The 16,905-nt window shown below is 37.5% G+C and carries 19 protein-coding genes; 11 read left to right on the forward strand and 8 right to left on the reverse strand.

Going from position 1 to position 16,905, the window contains the following annotated elements; all coding sequences use genetic code 11:
- Positions 1-10 precede the first annotated feature (10 nt).
- The 6 genes from AC2TFD_RS05735 to AC2TFD_RS05760 all read right to left on the reverse strand — a co-directional run bounded on the left by AC2TFD_RS05735 (position 11) and on the right by AC2TFD_RS05760 (position 5,158).
- Positions 11-1,132, reverse strand: coding sequence for a GerAB/ArcD/ProY family transporter (locus AC2TFD_RS05735; protein ID WP_484675229.1), 1,122 nt, complete (start codon positions 1,130-1,132; stop codon positions 11-13).
- A 16-nt stretch (positions 1,133-1,148) separates the two neighbouring features.
- Positions 1,149-1,382 (reverse strand): hypothetical protein, encoded by a 234-nt coding sequence (locus tag AC2TFD_RS05740; RefSeq protein WP_335511429.1) that lies wholly within the window; start codon positions 1,380-1,382, stop codon positions 1,149-1,151.
- Between the two features lie 3 nt (positions 1,383-1,385).
- Positions 1,386-2,582 (reverse strand): Ger(x)C family spore germination protein, encoded by a 1,197-nt coding sequence (locus AC2TFD_RS05745; RefSeq protein ID WP_484675230.1) that lies wholly within the window; start codon positions 2,580-2,582, stop codon positions 1,386-1,388.
- A 27-nt stretch (positions 2,583-2,609) separates the two neighbouring features.
- Positions 2,610-4,292, reverse strand: coding sequence for a spore germination protein (locus AC2TFD_RS05750; RefSeq protein ID WP_484675231.1), 1,683 nt, complete (start codon positions 4,290-4,292; stop codon positions 2,610-2,612).
- Between the two features lie 210 nt (positions 4,293-4,502).
- Positions 4,503-4,643: a hypothetical protein gene (locus AC2TFD_RS05755; RefSeq protein WP_335511423.1), complete on the reverse strand. Its 141-nt coding sequence runs from the start codon at positions 4,641-4,643 to the stop codon at positions 4,503-4,505.
- Positions 4,644-4,783: 140 nt separating this feature from the next.
- The gene (locus AC2TFD_RS05760; RefSeq protein ID WP_484675232.1) at positions 4,784-5,158 is read right to left on the reverse strand and encodes a DUF1360 domain-containing protein; all 375 of its coding nucleotides are present in this window, start codon (positions 5,156-5,158) and stop codon (positions 4,784-4,786) included.
- 87 nt (positions 5,159-5,245) lie between these two features.
- Here AC2TFD_RS05760 and safA point away from each other — a divergent pair, with 87 nt between their 5' ends.
- The 11 genes from safA to AC2TFD_RS05815 all read left to right on the forward strand — a co-directional run bounded on the left by safA (position 5,246) and on the right by AC2TFD_RS05815 (position 15,781).
- Entirely contained in the window at positions 5,246-5,860 is a 615-nt protein-coding gene (safA, locus tag AC2TFD_RS05765; protein WP_484675233.1) for a SafA/ExsA family spore coat assembly protein, read from the forward strand.
- A 138-nt stretch (positions 5,861-5,998) separates the two neighbouring features.
- On the forward strand, positions 5,999-6,346 hold the full coding sequence (locus AC2TFD_RS05770; protein WP_484675234.1) for a lmo0954 family membrane protein: 348 nt from the start codon (positions 5,999-6,001) through the stop codon (positions 6,344-6,346).
- A 209-nt stretch (positions 6,347-6,555) separates the two neighbouring features.
- Positions 6,556-7,200 carry a PspA/IM30 family protein gene (locus AC2TFD_RS05775; RefSeq protein WP_335511415.1) on the forward strand — a complete coding sequence of 215 codons (645 nt, stop codon included), beginning with the start codon at positions 6,556-6,558 and terminating at the stop codon, positions 7,198-7,200.
- An 83-nt stretch (positions 7,201-7,283) separates the two neighbouring features.
- Positions 7,284-8,018, forward strand: a complete 735-nt coding sequence (gene liaF, locus AC2TFD_RS05780) for a cell wall-active antibiotics response protein LiaF (RefSeq protein ID WP_335511413.1) — start codon at positions 7,284-7,286, stop codon at positions 8,016-8,018.
- Positions 8,015-9,067 carry a sensor histidine kinase gene (locus tag AC2TFD_RS05785; protein WP_484675235.1) on the forward strand — a complete coding sequence of 351 codons (1,053 nt, stop codon included), beginning with the start codon at positions 8,015-8,017 and terminating at the stop codon, positions 9,065-9,067. The genes liaF and AC2TFD_RS05785 overlap by 4 nt, the downstream gene beginning before the upstream one ends.
- Positions 9,060-9,692, forward strand: coding sequence for a response regulator transcription factor (locus AC2TFD_RS05790; protein WP_335511409.1), 633 nt, complete (start codon positions 9,060-9,062; stop codon positions 9,690-9,692). Before AC2TFD_RS05785 ends, AC2TFD_RS05790 begins: the two co-directional genes overlap by 8 nt.
- A 127-nt stretch (positions 9,693-9,819) precedes the next feature.
- Positions 9,820-10,668, forward strand: coding sequence for an iron uptake system protein EfeO (efeO, locus tag AC2TFD_RS05795; protein WP_484675236.1), 849 nt, complete (start codon positions 9,820-9,822; stop codon positions 10,666-10,668).
- Complete coding sequence (efeB, locus tag AC2TFD_RS05800) at positions 10,669-11,961, forward strand: iron uptake transporter deferrochelatase/peroxidase subunit (RefSeq protein ID WP_484675237.1); 1,293 nt, start codon at positions 10,669-10,671, stop codon at positions 11,959-11,961.
- 30 nt (positions 11,962-11,991) lie between these two features.
- Positions 11,992-13,737: an FTR1 family iron permease gene (locus tag AC2TFD_RS05805; protein WP_484675238.1), complete on the forward strand. Its 1,746-nt coding sequence runs from the start codon at positions 11,992-11,994 to the stop codon at positions 13,735-13,737.
- Between the two features lie 109 nt (positions 13,738-13,846).
- Positions 13,847-15,175 carry an oligosaccharide flippase family protein gene (locus AC2TFD_RS05810; protein ID WP_335511401.1) on the forward strand — a complete coding sequence of 443 codons (1,329 nt, stop codon included), beginning with the start codon at positions 13,847-13,849 and terminating at the stop codon, positions 15,173-15,175.
- A gap of 87 nt (positions 15,176-15,262) precedes the next feature.
- Complete coding sequence (locus AC2TFD_RS05815; RefSeq protein ID WP_335511399.1) at positions 15,263-15,781, forward strand: RNA polymerase sigma factor; 519 nt, start codon at positions 15,263-15,265, stop codon at positions 15,779-15,781.
- A 26-nt stretch (positions 15,782-15,807) separates the two neighbouring features.
- Here AC2TFD_RS05815 and AC2TFD_RS05820 read toward each other — a convergent pair whose 3' ends face one another.
- The gene (locus AC2TFD_RS05820) at positions 15,808-16,443 is read right to left on the reverse strand and encodes a Bax inhibitor-1/YccA family protein (protein WP_484675239.1); all 636 of its coding nucleotides are present in this window, start codon (positions 16,441-16,443) and stop codon (positions 15,808-15,810) included.
- Between the two features lie 50 nt (positions 16,444-16,493).
- Positions 16,494-16,883, reverse strand: coding sequence for a large conductance mechanosensitive channel protein MscL (gene mscL / locus AC2TFD_RS05825; protein WP_484675240.1), 390 nt, complete (start codon positions 16,881-16,883; stop codon positions 16,494-16,496).
- Positions 16,884-16,905: the final 22 nt, after the last annotated feature.

Below are 16,905 nucleotides of genomic sequence, written 5' to 3' on the forward strand. Positions count from 1 at the left end.
ACAACGTTACTTAGCCCGATGGCTGATTCGTTGTATTGGCTGAGGATTGTCTTTTTCTAATCTTCCCAACTACAACTAAAAGCAGCGGAAAAATAAAACAGATAGCTAAAGAATATGGTGTCAGTGTTGTAGTATTAAAATGATTGATGGATACAACATTTGGAAGCAAAAAGATAGAAAAGGGTAAAATTAAAAATGATAATGGGAAAATAAGAATTTGGTAATTTTCCAATTCAAATAATTGTGCCAGTCCAAGCGTGAGTGCATAATAGGAAATCGTCACCTTAAAATAAATCGTAAACACCCAAGTGATCGCTACAATCACTTCAACCCGTTCGAAAAATTTTCCAATGCTTATCGTTTGCCCTAAAACATAAGTAGGGTACGCTTGTCTTGAAGTAAATTCATATCCCAATACTAAAATACTGAATAGAACAATAAGGGATAAGATGAAGCCGCCCATGACTGTACCTTTATAAAAGGATTTTTTTATGTCTGATTTTTCCGCAACAAATGGTGTAACCATTAATAATATGAGTAACTGTAAATAAGGTATTCCCAAATGGTGATAGGATCCACTTATTATGGGTTTTATACCTTCTCCAAAAATAGGTTGAATATTTTCTAATTTAAGCTGTGGGATAAGCAATAAAAATAACATGGATAGTAGCAAGATAATCCATGGGAAAAAGATTAATGCTGTACGGCAGATAACTTCCAAGCCCAATCGGACACCGATGACACTTGTTAATACAATTAAGATTATAATGACTTGAATAGGTGTTTCAATCATTATTTGCGTTGTGAAAAAATCACCGATCGCTCTATACCCGCCAGAAATAATAATAAGAACATACATCAGAAATAGAACCGATGCTAGTTTGCCAAACCATTTTCCTAAAATTTTTTCATTCATTTCTACATATGTCATGGATGGATAAAGGGAAATTAACTGGCTATAGACAAATATTATTAGTAATCCTGAGAGAATCGTTATTGCAGCGGCAATCCAGGCATCCTGTTTGGCTATAGCTGCAAGTAAAGCGGGTAATGAAATGATAGCGGTTCCAACTGTATGAGTAAATACGATAATACTAAATTCACCGGCAGCCACTTTCCCTTTCTCAAGCATATCGATTGTACACCTCCTATGACAGAATCCGATCGAAGTAAAAAGTTATTGGACTGAAAATTTCCGTTAACAAGTCCAGAGGTGTTGGAATGGAAACATCTTTGCTTAATAGAATTGCCAAGGTCATACCAGCTGAAAGCAATAGAAAATAAACAATCATTTCTCGCCGCCATTTTTTTTTCACAAGCGAGGGAATTTCGTAAAGAGAAATAATCGCCCCGATCAATATAATTCCGAATATAGCCCACATGGATTATTGCTCCTGGATTTCTTTTTGAAATGAATCATTAATGGTGCCTAAACGACGGATTTCTGCTTTTACATTGATGGTTACTCCCAATTTTGCAAATTCTTGATCCCAATCTTGTTGAAGACGCTTCCAAGCTTTTGGATTTTCCCGGTGAATTACTTCCCCGAAACCAAAGATATCGCTTTGATAATCTTCTTGGACCTTTTTAATGGCAGCTTCTATTGTTCCTTTAATTGATTTTTGATATTTTTCATTTAGTTCTTTGATTTTTTCAGGTTTAGATAAATCGAATTTGCACCCCACTTCACCGACATTTCCTTCTGAAGATACATTTATAGAAATTTTTGGTTTCCCTTTCTCCATTATCCCCTTGAGTTTTGTTTTTGAACGGATGGTGGCAACTGTGATTCTACCGTCTTCACAAGGGAAAGTTACGATTGTTGCCTTCACTTTATCGGTAATATAATTAAATCCTTTACTTTCTTTCTCATTTAACCACCCGATCAGTTTATCGTTCTTAAATACTCCTATATCGTTGATTTTTATCCCCGTTTTTGGAGAAACATTTTGTACATTTGAATAAGCACTGCCGGCCTCAGGATTTCCATAAACATAAACTCCAGTTAAAATAGGTTCTTTTCCTTTACTAATCATGCTCGTTACTAATTCATTAATCGTAACGGTCGTTGTCGGAGCCCATATTTTACCAGACGTTTCTAGGGCATTGGAAATTTTGGTTCCTGGATTTTTTTCCAGAGCTGTTTGGACATTAAGAATATCGTATGCTTTCGATCCTTTAGCAACAGCTAGGAAAAAGTCCGAACGGATTTCATGATGCCGGGAAAAAATATCGACGACTTTTCCGATTCCTTCTTTCGCCAGTTCCTCTCCAATAACAATTTGACGGAGATGGGCTACATAAATTCTTCTTGGTACATCGGTTGATAATCTCCTCATGGCTTCAAAAATGGTGTCTCCCGTTTTCATAAATCTTATTACTTCCGTCCGACCGGTAGAGGTTTTTCCGGCAATCTCTGCTGGATTAACAATTTGGACGGAAACAAGGTATCCATCCTTTGTTTTATCAATCCCAATGGCTGTGACAATAGCAATCTCATTCAACTCTTTTCTGCTCCAGCAGGCGGTTAGAAGACTATTTATTATAAGGAACATGATGAATAAACTTATGACTTTTTTCATTTTACAACCTCTTTCAGGTTTCCCAAATTAATCTGATGGTTTCGGAGAAGGTGTATCTTCTCTTTTTATATCTTTCTGACTTATCAACCTGGGCCGTGAAAATAATGACCAATGAGGAACTCGTATAATACTGTCTTTTTGATCCTTTAAGATAAATGGTGCAAAAGGGGTTAAATAAGGTACCCCAAATGATCGTAAGCTGTTGAGATGAAGGACCATCACGATTAGACCTAAGATAATTCCAAGTAATCCAAACGATGCTGCAAGTAACATAAACAAAAAGCGAAGAATCCGAACGGAGATGGAAATATTAAAGTTGGGTGAAACAAAGCTACTAATAGCTGTTAAGGATACGATAATGACCATAGAGGCAGATATAATTCCAGCTTCCACGGCTGCCTGGCCAATAACTAATGCACCCACTATGGAAATGGATGAACCAACCGCTCTAGGCAAACGTACCCCTGCCTCACGTAAGATTTCAAATGTTAATTCCATCATCAATGCCTCAACGATGGCTGGAAAAGGAACTCCTTCACGCTGAGAGGCTAAACTAATGAGTAATTGAGTCGGAAGCATCTCTTGATGAAACGTTGTAACAGCAATATAGAGTGATGGAGTTAGCAGGGCTAGAAAAAATGATATATACCGAAGTAATCGGATTAATGTGGCGATATCTGCCCGTTGATAGTAATCCTCGCTTGATTGCAAAAAATGTACAAAAAGTGCCGGTACGACAAGGACAAATGGTGTACCATCGACAAGTATTGCAATTCTTCCTTCTAATATTGCTCCGGCTACCGCATCGGGACGTTCGGTATTATAAACAGTAGGGAAAGGTGAGTAGGTTTCATCTTGGATCAGCTCTTCAATATAGCCGCTTTCAAGAATCGCATCGGTACTGATTCGATTTAACCGGCTTTGTACCTCTGCAACCGTTTTATCATTGGCAACGCCTTTTAAATACATCATCGCAACGTCTGTTTGTGTTTTCGTCCCGATTTGTTGTGTTTCAACCCATAGATTGGGATCTTTTATTCTGCGGCGTATTAATGCTGTATTTTTCCGCAGCGTTTCTGTAAATCCATCCTTTGGGCCCCTTACAACGGTCTGGGAAGAAGGCTCCTGCACACCACGGTCAGACCAATGTCTTACACTTATAGCTAATGCCTGTGGATAACCATCAATTAAAAGAATCGAATCCCCGGATAACAACTGCAGATAGAGCTTCTGAAAATCATTGATATCACTCACTCCTGCGACAGGAAGAGAATGGGCTTTTATCAAACTAAAAAGATTTGATTGATCGCTAACCGGAAAATCCAGCTCAGCATTTCGAATTTCATACATAAGCGTGTTAAGAACAAAGTCTTGAAGTTCGGATGAATTCGTTAATCCATCTGTGAAAATGATGGCAATATTGATTTCGCCATTATGGCCAGCCTCAAATTCCCTTATGACAATGTCTGTACTATTTCCAACTGTTTTTTTTATATAATCAATATTCTCTTTAAGGTTCAATGAAATATCGGTGCTTTTCTGGGTATTTAAAGATTGGCCTTGGTCTTGTGGCTGTTTTGGAACTTGATTTATATCTTGTGTTGCGTTCGGAGGTCCACTCTGATTATGATTCTTTTGCTGTTTAAGTATTTTTTCATTTTGTTTATCTTGTACTAATTTTTTTATTGGAATAGGAATACGGGTTTTCATTTCCAACCCTCCTCAAAAACCAGTTTGTATGTTTCTATACTTTCACTATAAATGGTAAATTATCCATCCCTGCTAGAAAATGACAATCCCTCTTCGAATACCACAAAAAAAGACCATCAAATTCTAAATTGATGGTCTTTTCCATATACATTTTTGTCTTAGTGCGCAGGAATCAGAACCCATTACGGTTTTTACCCTATCCTTCTTATGTTAATCAACATCCTTCTTTACCGGATCAATACGGGTGGAGTCTTCAGAGTTAAGTGTTCCTCTTAAAAAATAAATCATAGTGCCTCCAACAAAACCAAGACAGATGACAAACCCAATGGTAGTAACCCACCATTCAGCCATGCTAATCCCCCCTTTGTATTGTCCAGCTCCAGGCGTCATCGGCTCGAGGGAAAAGGATAAATCGCTTTTTTTTCTCGGTCACAAGCCAATAACAGACGCCTTACGCTTTTCTAATTTATATGCAAAGGGGGAGTCTTTATTTACTCCTTCTTTTCAAGTTCCGCATAATAATCTACTTTTTTTATATTAACCCCTACAAACGTTTCAATGATCGATTGTCCGCCAGCAATCGAGAAAATTAAAATAATCACAAAGGTTATCCGTGGAAATAGTAGGTATCCGCCGCCAAGAAAGATGGCACTCCAAACGCCAGCACACCAGTAACATTTTAGTAAATACCCAAACATTGATTTCGGTACCTCTTTGGTTACCATGCCATGATTTGTTTCTACTTGAACCTTTTTCATAAAAGGCTTACGGATAAATTCAGTAATTTTGTCAAAAACAATTAAATGGGTTAAACGATAACTCGCCAGAATTAACATGACATATGTCATCCACGATATATCTCTCACATTTTCTCCTCCGGTATTTCAATTAAAAATTTACCATCTGTATATTTTGAGCTTTAAATCAAAAATATATATCGGAGGAGGTGTAAAATGAAAAAATCATTTTGGATAAGTCTACTGTTTTTACTTTCACTTTTTTGTGTTCCAAGTGTTTCATTTGCCCAGCAAATACATACTGTTCAGCCTGGGGATACACTTTGGAAGATCGCAGTTCGTTACCAAGTTGGGATAACTGAAATTATCTCAGCGAATCCCCAATTTAGGAATCCAAACTTGATATATCCAGGAGATAAGGTTACGATTCCTAGTTTTGACGCAACAAAAAGCATTGAAAGCCAAGTTGTTCAATTAACGAATCAAGAACGTGCAAAACATGGGTTAAGGCCATTAACACAAGATTGGGAGCTTTCCAGGGTAGCCCGTTATAAATCCATGGATATGCGGGATAAAAACTATTTCAGCCACACAAGTCCGACCTATGGAAGTCCATTTACCATGATGAAAAACTTTGGTATTGCATATCGTGCAGCAGCAGAAAATATTGCTGCAGGACAAACGACGGCACAGGAAGTAGTTCAGGCTTGGATGAACAGCTCAGGTCACCGCGCCAATATATTGAGTGGAAATTATACGCATATCGGTGTTGGTTATGCGAAAGGCGGATCGCAAAGACATTATTGGACACAAATGTTCATCTCCAAATAAACACGTGAAGGGTCAGTTCCTAAAAGGGGCTGACCCTTTCTACGTCTCAAGACCGAGAAGAAAATCAAGCGCTGGGTCGTTATAGGAAAATCGTAATAAAGGTAAGATGAAATCAAGATAAAGAAAGGAGGAAACAAAATGAAGAAATTTGGTTTACTTGTAGCTGGTGGGGTTGCAGCCATCATTTTGCTTTCAACACTAGGTCCCGTGATAGGGCTATTGGTTGGAATTGCGGTTTTGTATTTCATTTTCAAGCAGTTTTTAAAGGCTGAATCAACAGGAGGAAAGATTTTACTTGGGATAATTGGATTTTTTGTCCTAATGGCTTCCATCCATAATGCTCCTGCAATTATTGGTGTACTTGCTGCCTATGTACTTTATCTTGTTTATAAAAACTGGAATAGCAGCAAAAGGACTGTTGTAAAAGAGGATTCTGACCCATTTGTAAATTTTGAAAAACAATGGAATGAACTAAACAAACATTAATTAAGGCTCTTTTCTTATACTTTGTTGCATTTTATAAAGAAATTTAATGTCTGTCGCTGTTACCCTATAAAATTGCAAAAATTTAATAAGAAAAGCGCCAGCAAACTAAATTCTTAAGCGTAAAATAACTATTTGCACGTTAAAATCGGCTTTAAGATTTTAACAACGAACTTTACAAAAACAAACATTAATCAAAGGAGAGAAGCAAAATGACAAACTTATTTACAAGAATTAAGGATACCATCATGGCTGATTTACATGAGGCGGTTGATCAAAAGGAAAAGAAAAATCCAATTGCCCTTCTCAACCAATACCTTCGTCAATGTGAGCAAGAGACAGAAAAGGTAAGAAAGCTCTTAGAACGTCAATACGCTTTGAAAGATGAATTCACTAGAGAATACTCTCAAGCTGTGGAGTTAGCAGGAAAAAGGAAGTATCAAGCAGAAATCGCTTCTAAAGCAGGAGAAATGGAACTTTATGAGTTTGCTTCAGCAGAACATCAGCAATACTCTAATCGTGTAGAACGCCTTGCTGCTTCTCTTGAGCAAGTAAAAAATGAACTTGGAGAATTAGAAAGAAAATATGAGGAAATGAAGCACAAGCTAAAAGATATGCATATTCGCCGCTTAGAATTAATGGGACGTGAGAATGTAACACGAGCCAATCATCGGATGAACCAGGTTTTAGATTCAAATACTGATTCTAATAAGGCATCCTCTCATTTTCAGGAAATTGACAATTACCTAGATCGTTTAGAGCATCAAGTAAATAGCTCATACTACCGTGATACAATTGATGCAAGGATTGCTCAATTAGAAAAAGAAATGAAATTAGAAGAAAGCAAGTCCATTTAATAACTAAAACATGGTATTCTAAAAGAGGTGCAGTATGCTGTACCTTTTTAGACTAAACACTAATAAAAGGGAGGGGGGGCCGAATGTTAAAAAATGCGAAAAGTGATTATACGGGATGGCTGGTCATCATTGGGATTGTCGTTCTGCTGCTAGAAATCCTATTTTTCAACAGTGGTCTGATTTTCTCCCTTTTCTTATCTTTTGCAATGATCTATTACGGTCGAAAAAAGTCAGGGAAAAAGAGGGGAAAATACCTTTTCTTTGCCGGAATGATCTTTTTAGTTATTAGTGTTTTTAGTATGATGACCTTTAAATTTTTACTTCTGGCCATTTTACTTCACTTAATTATTCAATATTCTAATTCGAAAAAGAATCCTAATAAAATTGCTTTTGATATAAAGGAATCTGAACAGGTACAACTGGAAGAGACACTTATTAAGAGCAAGCCGCTCTTTGAGAATATATTATTTGGTCAGCAAAAAACACCAAACAGTGTTTATGAATGGAACGACATTAACATTCACACTGGAATTGGTGATAACATCATTGACCTTAGTTATACGGTTTTACCAAAAGGTGAAACAGTCATCTTTATTCGCAATGTTTTTGGTAATATCCAAATTCAAGTGCCCTATGAAATAGAAGTTAGCGTTCATCACTCATGTGTGGTTGGTTCTACTACTGTTTTTGATCATCATCAGCCTCAGGTTTTTAACCAAGCATTCCATCTTAAGACAGCAGGCTATGAGCAAGCAGAGCAAAAGGTTAAAATCTTCACATCCTTGCTGGTGGGGAATTTAGAGGTGAGCCGCATATGAGCACTGTCCAAAGGCAGATACTTTGGAACGTCGGCTTTTCACTCATTCTTGCTTTGGGTGTTACTGGGGCGTATTTCTTTGTATTTCCCATTTCCGATTGGTCGGAATTATGGAATCGAGATTTTATGGATATTCCTTTTGTGATTTTTATACCGGCATTCAGCATTGCCGTGGGAATAGTACTAGGAATCATTTCAGGCTTTTTTTGGAGAAGACAGCTCACATCTGTTGAACATTCTTTACACCATTTAGAGCAGGGGAGACAGACTGCTTCAGAAGGAAAACCGGCCCTCTCGGAAATGCAAGGGATTGCAGAGTATATTGACCGAATAGGCAGGCAAATGGCTGAACAAGCTAAGCTTTCCCAACGATTGGCTACAGAAAAAGTTGAGGATCAAGAAGCCAGGATTCAAGAAATTATTGAACAAGAGCGAAATAGACTCGCACGTGAATTACATGACTCCGTTAGTCAACAATTATTTGCTGCTTCTATGATGATGTCCGCCATTAATACAACAAAACAAAGTTCTAGTGAAGATGATAGAGAAGCAAAGCAGTTAAAAATGGTGGAAGAAATGATCCATCAATCCCAACTTGAAATGAGAGCCTTACTTCTTCACTTACGTCCAGTTGCCTTAAAAAATAAAACACTTCAAGAAGGAATTGAAGAGTTATTAATCGAATTATCACAGAAAGTAACAATGGAAATTAAATGGAAAACAGAAGAATTTCCACTTGATAAGGGAATAGAAGATCATCTTTTCCGCATTCTTCAAGAGTCTGTATCAAACACACTTCGGCATTCGAAAGCGAACAAACTAGAAGTGTTATTAATAAAGCGGGATGACCTTGTCATTTTAAGAATTGTTGATGATGGGATTGGTTTTGAAGTCGATAACATGAAGGCTGGTTCTTATGGTATGCAGAATATGCACGAGCGAGCGCTTGAAGTTGGAGGCACGTTAAAGGTGGTTAGTGTAAAAAGTAAGGGTACGCGGCTCGAAGTGAAGGTACCGGTTATCAAAAATGGAGATGGTGTAGATGATTAGAGTAGTATTTGTTGATGATCATGAGATGGTGCGTATTGGTGTTTCTGCATTTTTATCCGCACAGCCAGACATTGAAGTCGTGGGTGAGGCTGCTGATGGAAAAAGGGGAGTGGAGCTGGCACTTGAACTGAGGCCTGATATTATTTTAATGGATTTAGTCATGAAGGAAATGGATGGTATTGAAGCAACAAGAAAAATCATTGAAAACTGGCCCGAAGCGAAGGTAATCATTGTCACAAGCTTTTTGGACGATGAAAAAGTTTACCCTGCACTAGAGGCAGGCGCCACCAGTTATATGCTTAAAACCTCAAAAGCAGATGAAATTGCGAATGCTGTCCGCGCTACATATCATGGTCAGTCGGTTCTTGAGCCTGAAGTTACGGGGAAAATGATGGTTAAAATGCGCCAGAAACATCAACAACTGCCACATGAAGAACTCACCACCCGAGAAATGGAAATCCTCCTGTTGATGACTGAGGGCAAAACCAATCAAGATATTGCCGATGAATTATTCATCGCCTTAAAAACCGTCAAAACCCATGTCAGTAATATACTAAGTAAACTAAACGTCCAAGACCGTACACAAGCAGTCATTTATGCATTTAAACACGCTTTAATAAAATAACCCAAAAAACTTTCCAATCTGAATAGTTGGAAAGTTTTTTTAAATTAACTATTGAAAACCATTATCAATTACTGATATGATACTAACGAGAATGATTATCATTATTGGTGATGGGGGACATTTACATATGAAATTATTAAAAGTTTCGGGAAGTTTATTATTGTCTAGCAGTCTATTATTTGGTTGTGCTAATTCAAATGAAAATTCAGCCAAGGACACGGCAAATGAATCAAAGAATTCTGTGTCTGATTCATTTTCTGGAGTAACGGATGAATACCGAAAGTATGCTATAGGAGAAATTGAAGAATTTGTAAAGGCAACGGAGGCATTTACAACAGCAGTAAAAAATGGAGATGTAGATGAAGCTAAAGCACTATATGCCTCGTCAAGAGTGCACTATGAGCGTGCAGAACCGATAGCTGAAGTGTTCGGAGAACTTGATCCGAAAATTGATGCGCGTGAAGGCGATGTCCCAGAGGATGAATGGGGAGGCTACCACCGCATTGAGAAAGGATTATGGGTCGAAAACACAACTACTGGTTATGAACAATATGCAGATCAGCTGATGAAAGACGTAAATCTTTTACGAGCAAAGGTAGATACAGTCGAAGTTACGCCTGACCTATTAATTACAGGGGCGGTAGACCTCTTAAATGAAGTATCTACTTCAAAAGTGACAGGTGAAGAGGATCGCTATTCTCATACTGATTTATTTGACTTTGCTGCGAATGTAGAAGGTGCGGACAAAATTTTCCAACTTTTAAATCCTGCGTTAAAGAAGAAGGATGAGGATCTTTCTAAGGAAATTCAAAGTCGCTTCGATGACGTTTTTACCTTATTAAATAAGCACAAAACAGACGCAGGATACAAGGTCTATACAGATTTGTCAGAACCTGAGGTAAAGGAACTTAGTCAAGCAATCGATGCACTTGCTGAACCACTTTCGGAAATCGGAATTGTAACGGAGGCATTATAGATGTCTAAGAATGAGTACATCATTGAAGGGGAATCTCTTGGAGTAAAGAAAATTTCAAGAAGGGATATTTTGAAAACCGCTGGAGTTGGTGGTGCTGGGATTCTAATCGGTGCATCTGGAATAGGGGGCTTGTTGTCTATTACAGAAGGGAAGGCATCAAGTGCGAAAGTGAGTGACGTTGTTTCATTTTATGGAAAGCACCAAAGTGGAATTACGACAAAACCACAAAACCATGTTTATTTTGCTGCCTTGAATGTGACAACTTCTAGAAAAGAAGATTTAATAACCCTTTTTAAAGAATGGACGAAGGCTGCAGCATTAATGTCTGAGGGTAAACCAATCGGGGAACTCTCTAGTAATGAATTTCTTCCGCCAAAAGATACGGGGGAGGCGGAGGGATTATCTGCCTCTAATTTAACGATTACTTTTGGGGTCGGTCCTAGTCTTTTTATAAAGGACAACCAAGACCGGTTTGGATTAAAAGTTAAGCAGCCTAAGGAATTAGAAGACCTTCCCGCATTTTCCTTTGACGCATTAGAAGAGGAATGGACTGGAGGAGATTTATGTATTCAGGCTTGTGCGGATGATATGCAAGTAGCATTTCATGCGGTAAGAAACCTAATTCGAATTGCGAGGGGGAAGGCTGTTTTAAGATGGGCACAGCCAGGATTTCAGCGAACGAAGCAGGCAGATGCAAAAGAAGGAACACCTAGAAATCTGTTTGGCTTCAAGGATGGAACGGTCAACCCTGATGTGAAAAGTGAAAAACAGATGAATGAACATGTTTGGGTTCAGCCAGGTGATGGACCAAATTGGCTTCAGAACGGCAGTTACCTTGTTGTTCGAAGAATCCAAATGTTTATTGAAGTCTGGGATCGTACCAATTTAAAGGAACAGGAAAATACCTTTGGAAGATATCGTGACAGTGGTGCACCTTTTGGGAAAAAAGATGAATTTGATAAACTAGATTTAAACCACAAGCAACCAAACGGAGAAGATACAATCCCTGTAGATTCGCATGTTCGGCTATCACACGGAGATGGATCGCAGCAAATTCTCCGCAGAGGGTATTCTTACTCAAATGGAATGGATCTGAAGACGGGGAGTTTTGACGCAGGTCTACTTTTCTTAAGTTTCCAACGTACACCAAGTAAACAATTCATTCCAATACAAAAGAGACTTTCAAAAATGGATAAGTTGAATGAATATATTTCACATCGAGGCAGCGCCCTTTTCGCCTGTTTACCAGGAACGAAACAGGGAGGTTTTATAGGAGAGACACTCTTTATGTAATGTTTTTCCTATTATAGAGGAGAGAGATAGATGCAAATGTTATGGAAGCCCTTTATATTACTTATATCTTTATTCATTATTTTTCAAACTGCCCACCAGGTGGCCGCAGCAGAAAATCATGACGAGCTGTTTGTACTAATTGGCGATAGTTTAATGAAAGTGAAATCAGGTGATCAAGAAACGGTTTCGAATAACATTGAACAGTTTGCTAAGGAATGGATGAAAATCAAGAATCCTAATAGTGAACAGGCAAAATCGGTTAATCAAGATTTGGAAAAGGTTCAAAATATACTAGCAAAAGGGGAAGTAGAAGAAGAGATGCTTTCTAATAGTATCTCAGCATTATCAAGTTCCCTGGTAAAGTATGATACAGAACAGAACCCTGTAGATCGAACAAAACAAACAGTCAAAATCAAGAAATTGCTCCCGCTACTAGAGAATCTGAACGGAGCTATTTTAGATGGGAATATAGCGAATATAAAGATCCAGTATCAAACACTAATGGATCAATGGAATGTTTCGGAAAAAATCGTCCATGATGAAAGTATTGCTTCTTACGGGAATATTGAAAAATACATGGCCTTAATCCGAATTTCAATTACTCAAAACCCTGTAGATCTAAAAAAGGCTGAAACGAATGTAGCTAAATTAACACAAGAAGTGGAGAACTTTTTAGCCGGTAAATTTTCGAACCAGGTTAAAGGTGATTTTTCTTTAACAGACCTTTCCACGCTATTAAAGAAGACAGAAAAAGAGATTGCCAATAAAGATTATAAGAGTTCTATTAAGTATTTAAATGACATCCTCAACATTTGGCCAATCGTTGAAGGGGAAGTACAAACGAGAGACAGTAAGTTATATAGTGAGATTGAAACAAAAATACCAACAGCTATCAGTATTCTAAGTTCTGATAAGGTGGATGGTTCAAAGGCATTAGCTATAGTTAAGGATTTAAATATGAAATTAGAACCATTAATTAGTAAAATCAATTATTCATTTTGGGATTCTGCACTTATTTTATTAAGGGAAGGGATAGAAGGATTATTAATCATTGCAACCTTACTTGCCTTTTTAAAGAAAATGGGTCAGTCATCTCAACAGAAATGGATTTGGGCAGGAGTGGCAGGTGGAATCATAGCAAGTGCATTACTTGCCGTTCTTATCAATATTATTTTCTCTAAGATTACTGCAGCTTCAAGTCGAGAATATATTGAAGGAATAACGGGTATCTTGGCTGTGGTTATGATGTTATCCGTTGGAGCATGGCTTCATAAAAAATCTAGTATTGAAAATTGGAATAAGTATGTAAAGCAGCAGATGCAACAAGCCATTGCAAAAGGAAGCCTCTTTTCATTTGCCATAATCAGTTTTCTTTCGGTTTTCCGTGAAGGGGCGGAGACGATTATTTTTTACACCGGAATAACACCGTATATAAGCATGCAGCAGCTTGTTATGGGGATTATTCTAGCAGTAATCATTTTAGCTATTTTCGGCTTTACGATTATTTACTACAGTGTAAAAATACCAATTCATGTATTTTTTAAAGTGGCAACCTTTGTAATTTATTTCTTAGCGTTTAAAATGCTAGGAATTAGTATCCACGCTTTACAGATTTCTAAGGTTTTTTCGACGAGTACAGTTATTAACTTCCCGTTTGTTGATTGGATTGGATTGTACCCTACATGGGAAACCACTTTACCACAACTATTGTTAGTTGTTGTCATTCTATTTATGACGTGGGGAGTTAGAAAACAGACGATAACAAAAACTGTTTAGAAAGGGCAAAGTGCCCTTTTTTTTATGCTTTTTTTAATTCTCCCTACTAATCTTAGAACTTGTCTCATAGGTTTATAAAAGTGAGATTTGTTCTAAAGGGGAGTTCGTTATGGCTATCTTTTACAAAGGGATATTATTTTTGGCACTTTCTGCTTTCTTAGGAGAAGGTGTTGAGTTTTTAGTGAATTTAATTCTTGCAAAAGAATTGGGTAAGCATGGCCTAGGTTTATATATGTCTATCCTGCCATCCATTTATTTACTCGTACTTTTATCGAGCTTCGAACTGCCAGTTTCGATTTCTAAGTTTGTTGCGGAGAAAGAGGAAAAGTTTCATCGAAATATTCTTTATCATGCAATTACCATTACCATCATTTTTACAAGCAGCCTATTGCTGCTGGCGGTCATACTCATGCCTTTTATCTCTGTTTTTGATGGTTACCATCCTTATACCAGATGGTTAATTATCTTTTTAATTCCCGTTATTTCTTTTACCTCTGTGGCACGGGGATATTTTATGGGAAGGCACCAGATGGGGAAAATCGCCATTGCTAATTTCATAAGAAAATCAATTCAGCTAGTATTATTATTTCTTTTATTTCGTTTCTTTCAGTTTGACTCAGAAGCCTCGGTACTCATTGCAATTGCATCGTTTATAGGCAGTGAAATCGCCGTGTTTCTTTATTTATGCTATACATTAATCATTCAATTCCAACAGCTAAAACGGATGCCCTTCTCCAATCTAAATCGTAAGGCTGTCCGAAAAAGTTTATTGGCTGTCTCGGCACCAACCACTGGACTGCGGTTATTCTCAGCGTTAACGGGGGCGATCCAACCCTTTTTAATTAAGGTCGCACTGGTCAAATCTGGACTTTCTGATACCATTGCCACCGAGCATTTTGGAATGCTAATGGGTGTTGCTGCTTCAATTGGATTTTTTCCTGCCTTTATCGCCCACTCCCTCATGACGGTTTTAATACCAGCTGTTTCAAAGACGTTTTCGTTGAGAGATTACACCACATTACAAAAAATGCTATCACAAGTAATGATGCTTACCTTTCTTTACGGAGTTCCAGCGATGGTTGCTTTCTATGTTTTTGCCCCTCAGCTAACATCGATATTCTTTGAATCTTCTACAGCTGCAGTTTATTTACAAATGCTATGGCCATTTTTTCTCTTCCACTTTTTTGTCATGCCGATGCAGGCAATTTTAATTGGGTTGGGACTTATTAAGGAAACGTTTATCCATGGCATTTGGTCCACCATTGTTTCCTTTGCGATTATTATTATCCTTGCGCCACGTCCGGAATGGAGAATGGAAGGTGTGATTATCGCCATGAACACCGGATCTGTTTTATTGGCTTTATTGCATTATTTAACGATCTGCAAAAAAATTGGAGTTTCTATTCTAATGAAAGGTGTCATCCAGAAAAATAATTAAGAAAATCAATTTGATGGTGTAGGGGTTAAGCATGTTTATTCCGTCTATTCATGTAAGAAGAGTTATTAGGAAAGTAGGTTTCGAAAAATGCGGGATAGAATGTTAGATTCATTTGAAGAAATAGTGAATGTACATGGAAAAATGATTTATCATTATATTTTTTCTTTAGTCAGACATAAAGAACTTGCCGAGGATCTTTACCAAGAGGTTTTAACATCCGCCTATTTGGCCATTCATACGATTAAGGAACCAGACAAAATAAAAAATTGGTTATATACGATAGCAGGAAATAAATGTCGTGATTATTGGCGAAAGGAAAATAAGGCAAAGAAATTTTGGCAGGAAGAGGTATACTCCTACGCTTCCATAGTCGAAGCGCCGCCTCTTCCAGAAGAAGAAATTCTCCAAAAATATTCTGTTAAAAAAATGGAGGAAAGTGTAATGTCTTTACCAGAAATATATAAGTCTGCTATCTTTCTATACTATTTTAAAGACCTTACGCTATTGGAAATTTCTAATAAAAGCAATCTCCCCATTTCAACAGTTAAAACAAGAATGAAAAGGGGAAAAGAACAGCTAAAACCGAAACTTCAATATTTGGCATAAGAAAAGCCGGGTGCAATCACCCGGCTTTAGTCTTTACTTGATAGAATACCAAAGATACGTAAAATACTTACAAATAGATTGATAAAGTCTAGGTATAAATTCAATGCCATCAATGGAACTTCTTCCGCACTTACACCATAATGCTTCATCCGATTGAAATCATATAGGACGAAGCCGCTGAAAACCACTACACCGATAAACGAGAATGCCAGCATAGCGGTAGAACTTAACGGCATGAAAATATTCCAAATGGAAATCACAACTAAAGCGAGCAGCGCTGCAAGTAAGAATCCGCCTAAAAAAGAAAAATTACGTTTGGATTTAGTAGCATAAATCGCTACTCCCGTAAATACGACAGTAGTAGTCCCAAAAGCCATCATCACCACATTGGCTCCAGCCGTCAACGCATAATAAGATACAATTGGATATAAGGTAACTCCTGAAATAAATGTAAAGATATACAAGAAAGTATAAGAAATAGCTTTTCTCCGTCTAAAGAAAAAGGCAATCATCAATAGTACAAATTCAAAAATGGCTAATGGCAAAAATAATGCCGGTGGTACAAAGGTACCCGCCATAGTCCCGACGAAGGCGATGGCAAGTGAAAGAGCAAACGTCCTGATAACAGAAGGTAAAAATTCAGTAGATGTTTGTGCGTACAATTTTCTTCACCTCTAAAATATATTTATATCTAGAATATACGAATAAAAAGTCAAGATGTTTCATTTTTTCTAGAAAATTCTTTTTCTGCTTTTAATAAATCTCTTATTTCAGTAAGAAGTTCCTCTTGCTTGTCCATTTTAACCTCTACTTTGACTTCTTCTTCCTTCTTTTTAAAACGAGAAAGGAATTTTATAAACAAAAATATTGAAAAAGCAATGATTAAGAAATCGATAATGGATTGGAGGAATACCCCATATTTTACTGATCCAATAGCAAGATCCGCAACATCAACCCTTCCAACGAGCATTGCTATGATTGGCATAATAATATCTGCCACAAGAGAGGAAACAATTTTTCCGAAAGCCCCGCCAATAATCACACCGACTGCGAGGTCAATGACATTCCCTCTCATTGCAAACTTCTTAAATTCATTTAACATACAAGAAACCTCCATGTTTTGA

This window comes from Neobacillus sp. plas4, assembly GCF_057221695.1.

Bases quoted from the DNA above. Each gene is read 5' to 3' on its own strand.
- AC2TFD_RS05735 (WP_484675229.1), bottom strand. From the start codon at position 1,132: ATGCTTGAGAAAGGGAAAGTGGCTGCCGGTGAATTTAGTATTATCGTA.
- AC2TFD_RS05740 (WP_335511429.1), bottom strand. From the start codon at position 1,382: ATGTGGGCTATATTCGGAATTATATTGATCGGGGCGATTATTTCTCTT.
- AC2TFD_RS05745 (WP_484675230.1), bottom strand. From the start codon at position 2,582: ATGAAAAAAGTCATAAGTTTATTCATCATGTTCCTTATAATAAATAGT.
- AC2TFD_RS05750 (WP_484675231.1), bottom strand. From the start codon at position 4,292: ATGAAAACCCGTATTCCTATTCCAATAAAAAAATTAGTACAAGATAAA.
- AC2TFD_RS05755 (WP_335511423.1), bottom strand. From the start codon at position 4,643: ATGGCTGAATGGTGGGTTACTACCATTGGGTTTGTCATCTGTCTTGGT.
- safA (WP_484675233.1), top strand. From the start codon at position 5,246: ATGAAAAAATCATTTTGGATAAGTCTACTGTTTTTACTTTCACTTTTT.
- AC2TFD_RS05770 (WP_484675234.1), top strand. From the start codon at position 5,999: ATGAAGAAATTTGGTTTACTTGTAGCTGGTGGGGTTGCAGCCATCATT.
- AC2TFD_RS05775 (WP_335511415.1), top strand. From the start codon at position 6,556: ATGACAAACTTATTTACAAGAATTAAGGATACCATCATGGCTGATTTA.
- liaF (WP_335511413.1), top strand. From the start codon at position 7,284: ATGTTAAAAAATGCGAAAAGTGATTATACGGGATGGCTGGTCATCATT.
- AC2TFD_RS05785 (WP_484675235.1), top strand. From the start codon at position 8,015: ATGAGCACTGTCCAAAGGCAGATACTTTGGAACGTCGGCTTTTCACTC.
- AC2TFD_RS05790 (WP_335511409.1), top strand. From the start codon at position 9,060: ATGATTAGAGTAGTATTTGTTGATGATCATGAGATGGTGCGTATTGGT.
- efeO (WP_484675236.1), top strand. From the start codon at position 9,820: ATGAAATTATTAAAAGTTTCGGGAAGTTTATTATTGTCTAGCAGTCTA.
- efeB (WP_484675237.1), top strand. From the start codon at position 10,669: ATGTCTAAGAATGAGTACATCATTGAAGGGGAATCTCTTGGAGTAAAG.
- AC2TFD_RS05805 (WP_484675238.1), top strand. From the start codon at position 11,992: ATGCAAATGTTATGGAAGCCCTTTATATTACTTATATCTTTATTCATT.
- AC2TFD_RS05810 (WP_335511401.1), top strand. From the start codon at position 13,847: ATGGCTATCTTTTACAAAGGGATATTATTTTTGGCACTTTCTGCTTTC.
- AC2TFD_RS05815 (WP_335511399.1), top strand. From the start codon at position 15,263: ATGCGGGATAGAATGTTAGATTCATTTGAAGAAATAGTGAATGTACAT.
- mscL (WP_484675240.1), bottom strand. From the start codon at position 16,883: ATGTTAAATGAATTTAAGAAGTTTGCAATGAGAGGGAATGTCATTGAC.